The 6632-nt window shown below is 54.3% G+C and carries 7 protein-coding genes; 5 read left to right on the forward strand and 2 right to left on the reverse strand.

Translation table 11 applies throughout. The annotated features are described in order from the left end of the window. Window positions 1-600 precede the first annotated feature (600 nt). Entirely contained in the window at window positions 601-1158 is a 558-nt protein-coding gene (locus A8O25_RS21645) for a type 1 glutamine amidotransferase domain-containing protein (protein ID WP_066839646.1), read from the reverse strand. A 94-nt stretch (window positions 1159-1252) separates the two neighbouring features. On the opposite strand from A8O25_RS21645, the gene A8O25_RS21650 reads away from it, so the two are divergent. Beyond that, a complete protein-coding gene (locus A8O25_RS21650) occupies window positions 1253-1765 on the forward strand; it encodes a TlpA family protein disulfide reductase (RefSeq protein ID WP_066839648.1) in 513 nt (170 codons plus the stop codon). 5 nt (window positions 1766-1770) lie between these two features. Then, window positions 1771-2394 carry a thioredoxin family protein gene (locus A8O25_RS21655; protein ID WP_066839650.1) on the forward strand — a complete coding sequence of 208 codons (624 nt, stop codon included), beginning with the start codon at window positions 1771-1773 and terminating at the stop codon, window positions 2392-2394. A 102-nt stretch (window positions 2395-2496) separates the two neighbouring features. Here A8O25_RS21655 and A8O25_RS21660 read toward each other — a convergent pair whose 3' ends face one another. Beyond that, window positions 2497-2853, reverse strand: coding sequence for a hypothetical protein (locus A8O25_RS21660; protein WP_241499121.1), 357 nt, complete (start codon window positions 2851-2853; stop codon window positions 2497-2499). A 281-nt stretch (window positions 2854-3134) separates the two neighbouring features. On the opposite strand from A8O25_RS21660, the gene A8O25_RS21665 reads away from it, so the two are divergent. From A8O25_RS21665 to A8O25_RS21675, 3 genes are all read left to right on the forward strand, one after another. Further along, window positions 3135-3770 (forward strand): C40 family peptidase, encoded by a 636-nt coding sequence (locus A8O25_RS21665; protein ID WP_066839651.1) that lies wholly within the window; start codon window positions 3135-3137, stop codon window positions 3768-3770. Between the two features lie 477 nt (window positions 3771-4247). Beyond that, on the forward strand, window positions 4248-5126 hold the full coding sequence (locus A8O25_RS21670; RefSeq protein ID WP_066839652.1) for a YkvA family protein: 879 nt from the start codon (window positions 4248-4250) through the stop codon (window positions 5124-5126). 188 nt (window positions 5127-5314) lie between these two features. Further along, window positions 5315-6067 carry a M48 family metallopeptidase gene (locus tag A8O25_RS21675; protein WP_066839653.1) on the forward strand — a complete coding sequence of 251 codons (753 nt, stop codon included), beginning with the start codon at window positions 5315-5317 and terminating at the stop codon, window positions 6065-6067. Window positions 6068-6632: the final 565 nt, after the last annotated feature.

Raw genomic sequence — 6632 nt, forward strand, 5'->3', positions numbered from 1 at the left:
TTAATACGGTGCCGCTCCAGCGGCAAGGCCGGAGGGCCTAGTTTTAACAGCAGTGCTCACCGCCAGGACGGGCCCCGCGGCCGTGAGCGCTTACCGGAAATGATGAAACAACACAGTGAGTGAGGCCCTGCGTCAACCGCTAAAGCCAAGGGAAACAGCGGACTACGCATTGCCACTGCAGTATTAAGCAGCACAGCCAAGGGAACAGCAGATTGCGGCAGCAGCCCAGCCTAGGGAACAGCAGCCCACGCATTCCCACTGCTACAAGCAGACCTTCCTACCTGTGAGGCATTGACGAAACGGTACTCCCAGGGGAACAGCAGACGGCGTACAGCAACGGCGGCCGCAACTGACACGGCGACACCACACCCAGGACAACACTGAAACGGCAGTAGAAGCGTAAGAGCGGCACGGTAAAAAGCAGCATGGCCAGAACCTCTATCTTGGGTTCAAACCCAAAGGCTCCCCCCAATGGACCTGTGCTAAAAAAACTAACCCAAAACCTGTTTCTGGCCTGTTTTCAGAAAAACAGGCCAGAAACAGAAAACGCCGAAGCAGTTTTTTCCAACCACTTCGGCGTTGCCTGAAGACTGTTACGTGTTATTTCCGGTCATGCTTGCCCTCAGCAAACTCCTCAATCATCTTCTTGTTGAAAGCCGGAATATCATCTGGTTTGCGGCTGGTGACCAACCCGTTATCAGTGACCACCTCTTCATCTACCCAGTGGGCACCGGCGTTGGCCAAGTCAGTTTTAAGGGAAGGCCAGCTGGTCATTTTCCGGCCTTGCACGGCCCCGGCTTCAATGAGGGTCCAGGGCCCGTGGCAGATGGCGGCAATGGGTTTCCGGCTGTCAACAAAGGCTTTCACAAAGGCCACGGCCTGGTCATTGGCCCGCAGGTAGTCTGGGTTCATCACGCCGCCGGGCAACAGGAGGCCGTCATAGTCTTCGGCCTTGGCCGCGCCTAACTCTTTATCAACAGAGAACTCTTTGCCCCAGTCTTTCATATCCCAGGCTTTCACGGAGCCTGACCGCGGGGAGATGAGGTGGGTTTGCGCGCCCGCCTCTTCCAGAGCGGCCTTTGGTTTCTCCAATTCTACCTGCTCAAATCCTTTTTCCACTAAAATCGCTATCTTTTTTCCTTCTAAGTTCTGTGCCATAGTTTTAAAACAACAATTACTATAAAGTTCTTTATGGGGTGTACTTTGGTACAGCAAGAATCGTTACATTGTTAAACTAAAAAGGAGAACCTCTATGGCTTTTCGTAGAACAATAGCCTCTTGCTTTTTTGTCTTGTGCCTGCTGGCGGCGGGTACGGGCAGGGCACAGGGCCAGCGGGTGCCGCTGGTGAAACTGCCGCACCTGCAGCGCTACCTCACCTCTCCCGCAGACACCACCTACATCATCAACTTCTGGGCCACGTGGTGCAAGCCCTGCGTAGAAGAGCTGCCCCACTTTGAGGCACTGCAGAAAGAGTATGCACAAAAACCGGTGAAGGTGATCCTGGTGAGCCTTGACTTTGCGAAGGATCTGGAGAAGAAGGTGATCCCTTTTGTGAACCGGAACAAGCTGCAGAGCACCGTCTTTGTGCTAGACGAACCCGACCAGAACGCGTGGATCCCGCTGGTGGACCCGTCCTGGAGTGGGGCCATCCCGGCTACGCTCCTGCTGAACGGTGCCCGCAAGCAGCGGTTCTTTGTGGAGAAGCCGCTCTCCCCAGCCCAACTAAAAGAGCTTTTAACCTCTAAATTCCCCCTTAACCCCTAATCCCTATGAGAAAACGTTACCCATTCCTGTTCCTGATGAGCGTTCTGGCGCTCTTCTCCTTTGCCTTTACCGCAGATGAGGCGGGGTACCAGCTAGGTGATACGGCCGCCGACTTTAAACTGAAGAACGTGAACGGGCAGATGGTGAGCCTCAAAGACTACAAAGACGCCAAAGGCTTTATTGTCACCTTCACCTGCAACACCTGCCCGTACGCCAAACTGTATGAAGACCGCCTGATTCAGCTGCACCAGAAATACGCGCCCAAAGGCTATCCTGTGGTGGCCATCAACCCCAATGATGTGACTGCTTCGCCGGGCGATTCATTTGAGGAGATGCAGAAACGGGCCCGGCAGAAGAAGTTTCCGTTTGCCTATCTGCATGATGAGAGCCAGGAGGTAGCCAGAAAATACGGCGCCACCCGCACGCCGCACGTCTACGTGCTCACCCGCACCGGCAATGAGCTGAAGGTGACCTACATTGGCGCCATTGATGACAACTCTGGAGACCCGGAGAAAGTACAGAAACGCTACACAGAGGCCGCCCTGGACAACCTGCTCGCTGGCAAGCCCGTGCAGCAGGCCACCACAAAAGCCATTGGCTGTACCATCAAGTGGCGCGGCGACAGCTAAAGGGTTAGCAGTACGCCCCCTGGAAGAATGCGTTTTGGGGCTGTTTTTCAGAAAACAGCCCTAAAACGCATTTTACTTTACAGACACTCCAGGTTACGCAGCTTAGACGGCAGAACCAGGTTTTTTGCGTTGGGCGCTGGCCAGATAACTCTCTTTAGTACCCGCCTCGCGCGCCTCTACCTCATATTTATTCTGATAATACCCCACCCGCATTGACTCCAGCAAGTAGAGCCACAGGAATTTAAAAAAGCCATGCTCCTGAAACTGACGCACATGGATTAACTCATGGGCCACCCACGGGGTATTCTGCAGAAAGTTTTCTTTGGAAACTCCGCTGAGGTGTATACTTTTGCCCAGCACCATGGCCACGTTGGGGCTCTTCAAGACCCAGCGGGCAATGCGCGCAAACGGTGAGCGCTCAATTATTTTTATATTTTTACCCAGCGGTTCCATCTCCATATCTACGGTTGCTATATACGGCAACTGAGGCCGCCACGCTACATTTTTCCCTTCGTCACCCCACACGCTCCCCCACCTCCCAATGAAAATGGCCTTATACGGGTTTGGTTTTTAAAGGTTTTGTTTTTAGCTTTGAAATAATGACGAAATACTGAGCAAAGGTATTTCATCTGAGAATTGGCTTTCTTCCTGTTTTCAAGCTGCTTTTGCACTTGCTGTTGGAAGGGCCGCGGTCACCTCTGCTGCAGCCGGAGTTGCCCGATGTTCACCATTAAAAACAGATGATGAAGAATTACGTTCTGTCTGCATTAGCCCTTGGGGCCGCATTGCTTTCCTTCCTGTATGATGCCCCGGCATCTATTGCCGCCACCGCCTCTTCTGAGACGGTAGACCTCACCTCTGCCGAGATGCTGGAGGAATGGGTCCTGACCAACAACAGCTCTGGCAACAACCTGGCCGAAGCCGCCAAAGAGAAGTCGCTCACCTTCAAAGACTCCCTTTTCTACAACTACTACTCCCAGTCCCTGGGGCTCCAGCTGGAATACACCGAGGACAAGGAGTTGCTGGAAACCGTCTCTGACTGGATTGGCACCCCCTACCGCTCTGGCGGAAGCTCCCAGCGCGGCACAGACTGCTCTGGCTTTGTGACCAGCATCTACAAGAAAGTGTACGGCATTACCCTGAGCCGCAGCTCCCGCTCCATGTTTCAGGATGTTGACCGCGTAGCCAAAACCGAGATGGAGACCGGTGACCTGGTTTTCTTCCGCCGTGGACCCGGCCAACCCATCTACCACGTGGGCATCTACCTGAAAGACGGCAAGTTCATTCACTCCGCCACCCACGGGGGCGTGATGATCAACTCGCTCTACTCACCTTACTACAAGAGAAACTTCTACGCTGCCGGCCGGGTCATCTAACCCAAACGCCCCAAGAGGTTATACAACCAGAAGCGCCTGCCTTTCACCAAGGGCAGCGCTTCTGGTTGTGTGCAGCTCCTGTTTTTGACCTGTTTTCTGAAAAACAGGCCAAAAAACGCAAATAGCCCCACCCGGGCTTTTAAGAGCTTGTTTACATTTTGATTTTGCAAGCGAAAACGGGGAGCGAAAGGTTCTTCTATAGCGTTTTTTGAGCAGCATAGCAGCGCGCAATGGTGCGAGTCAACCGCGAAGCCAGGTTCTTTTGATACCCGTTTGCAGCGCAAAAGACAGATTTAAACATGCGCTAACCTAATACAGCGAAAACAAGTATAGAACAACGGTAAAAGCAAGAGCTTCTGCGGCTCCTCTTTTTTCCTGCCGCCCAACCTGCCTGACAATCTATTTATTTTGTTAATTCGCCCCTGTTAGGCACGGCGGCCACCGCTTGACCTAAAACCTAATTCTATTTTTACACCTATGGAAGCCGAAAACCCAAATAAGGACCATGTGTCCCAATCGTCGTTCTTCAAGAAGTTCCTGAAGAAGGCTGAAGAATACGTAAAACAACCGCTCCGCGTGAAGGAGCTGCTAAATGACGCCTACCAGAAAGCCAGTGAGAAAAAAGACTTCGGCACTATTGCAACAGAGGCGTTTGAGAGCCTGGGCACGCTTTCGCGCCTGATCAAGGCGGCCGTTTCTAAGGAATACACCGGCATTCCCACTTCCACCGTGGTGGGGGGGATTGCGGTGGTGATTTATTTCCTGTCGCCTATTGACCTGATCCCAGACTGGTTACCGGTGATTGGCCTCATTGATGATGTGAGCCTCCTGGCCTGGTTTATGACCAGCATCAAAGCCGAAATGGATAAATTCAAAGTATGGGAAGCCTCCCAGCCTGCCAAACCGCAAACCCCTGCACCCGTTGACCCTACCCGCGCTGAACTGACGGTTGACACATCAGCGCATACGCCCAAGTACGGCAATGAGCCTGCGGGCCAGTATGGCTCTGCCCGTGAAACCGCCCCCTCTACCGGGGCAGTGGGTTCTTCCGGCCCCGCCGGCCATACGTCCCCAGAGGCCGGCAACATGCAGGTGGGCAACAATTCATCAGGGGCGCAAGGCTCTACCGGCGGTATCATTCCCCCTCAAAACGAAACCCCGGTCACCCACTTTGACACCGTTGAAGGCACTCCCCTGCAGGAAATAGACCCCACCGCCACGCCAGACGCCCGCCCCACAGACCAGGGCGTACCAACTGGTTACGGTGAACCCAACGTACGCGCCTCTACCACAGACAGCACCCGCGTGCCCAGCTCAAACAGCTATGACAGTGACCACGGCGGCAACGTGCGTTAAAATACGGCACCAAAGAAAACAGGGAGTTGCCTTCTGCCGGGGTGTTCGCACAGCCCCCCACCTAGTACAGGTACTCCTGAATGTCAAAAGCACCTTCTAACAGAGGTGCTTTTTTTATGTACCGCCAACAACAGGGATTGCGGGCACCAATGCTATTTCAGAGCCGAAGTGGTATCTTTGCTGTAGATATGAAGAGAAAGCAAGGTGGTCTGGCGGCCAAGGCCGAGATTCTGGAGAAGGAGATGGAGGGAATGGGCAGGGTTCAGTTTGTGCCCAGCAGTACCGCCAAATATGTAAGGATCAGCATCAAACCGGGCGTGGGCGTGCAGGTGACGCTCCCCAAAAGGGCCACTATGGCGCAAGCCGAGGCGTTTGTGCAGGAAAAGGCTGCCTGGATCAGAAAACACCTGGCCCGCCAGCAGCAGGAGCTGCAGAAAAAGACGCTTTTCTCCCCGTATGACACCTTCCAGACCCGCTTTCACCAGCTGCAGCTATTGCCCCACACCCTTCCGCAACTCAAAAGCAGGCTCAAAGAAGGCGTGTTGCAGGTTTGGTACCCGGTGCAGACCGGTTGGGAAGACCAGCAAGTGCAAGAGTATATCAGAACATCAGTAGAGCAGGCGCTGCGTCTGGAGGCCAAACAGTACCTTCCGCAGCAAGTGGCGCACTTGGCCCAGAAGTTTGGGTTCTCTTACAGGAACGTCACCATTAAGAACGCCAAGACCCGCTGGGGAAGCTGCTCTGCCACCAACAACATTAACCTGAGCCTGCACCTCATGCGCCTTCCGCAGCACCTCTGCGACTATGTGATTCTGCATGAGCTGGCGCACACGGTTGAGAAAAACCACGGCCCCAGATTCTGGGCACTGCTAGACCGCATCAGCGGCAATGCCCGTGGGTTAGACAATGAGTTGAAAGCGTACCGGCTGCAGATCTATTAGCTTCTGTTTTCGGCCTGTATTGCTGAAAACAGCCCGAAAACAGGAAATGGGCACAGACGCCCGCAGGCCTCATCAGGACGGTACGGGGCCTGGTGAGCGGGCGGTACAGCGGGGGCAGGCGTATAGAACCCACCCTTCCCGGGAGGGGAGTTGTCCGGCATGCGTGGGGCAAGTGGCGGGTGAACGCACTTCAGCAATGGGTGTCCTCCTGTGTAAACATCCCCCTCCGCCCCCTTCAAAGGGGGAGCATCAGAGTGAGTTCTGAGTCTTGAGTCTTGAGTCCTTCCTTTTTTCTTTAGGCAATTCAATACGAATGAAGCAGCAATGCCTGGTTTCGCAGCCGCGCCGCGAGGGCAGGCTGAGACCGCCCGTCATCAGTAGGCACGCGTCTGGGGACTCGCGCAAGCGGGAGTATCAGCTGGAGTTAGAAGGCACGGAAGTAACTTCCGCGCCATAGAGGGGCAGAAGAGGGAGCTATAGAGGGCAGAGGTAATGTGAGGCTGCCGCCTCATGGAAGCTGAAAGCTTCCGCCATTATAGGTCCAAGTTGGAAACTTGAACCAGAG

Origin of the sequence: Rufibacter ruber, from assembly GCF_001647275.1 — a bacterium.
Taxonomy (GTDB): domain Bacteria; phylum Bacteroidota; class Bacteroidia; order Cytophagales; family Hymenobacteraceae; genus Nibribacter; species Nibribacter ruber_C.

Excerpts from the sequence above, each read along its gene's own strand:
- A8O25_RS21670 (WP_066839652.1), top strand. The coding sequence starts at position 4,248 with ATGGAAGCCGAAAACCCAAATAAGGACCATGTGTCCCAATCGTCGTTC.
- A8O25_RS21650 (WP_066839648.1), top strand. The coding sequence starts at position 1,253 with ATGGCTTTTCGTAGAACAATAGCCTCTTGCTTTTTTGTCTTGTGCCTG.
- A8O25_RS21675 (WP_066839653.1), top strand. The coding sequence starts at position 5,315 with ATGAAGAGAAAGCAAGGTGGTCTGGCGGCCAAGGCCGAGATTCTGGAG.
- A8O25_RS21660 (WP_241499121.1), bottom strand. The coding sequence starts at position 2,853 with ATGGAGATGGAACCGCTGGGTAAAAATATAAAAATAATTGAGCGCTCA.
- A8O25_RS21665 (WP_066839651.1), top strand. The coding sequence starts at position 3,135 with ATGATGAAGAATTACGTTCTGTCTGCATTAGCCCTTGGGGCCGCATTG.
- A8O25_RS21655 (WP_066839650.1), top strand. The coding sequence starts at position 1,771 with ATGAGAAAACGTTACCCATTCCTGTTCCTGATGAGCGTTCTGGCGCTC.
- A8O25_RS21645 (WP_066839646.1), bottom strand. The coding sequence starts at position 1,158 with ATGGCACAGAACTTAGAAGGAAAAAAGATAGCGATTTTAGTGGAAAAA.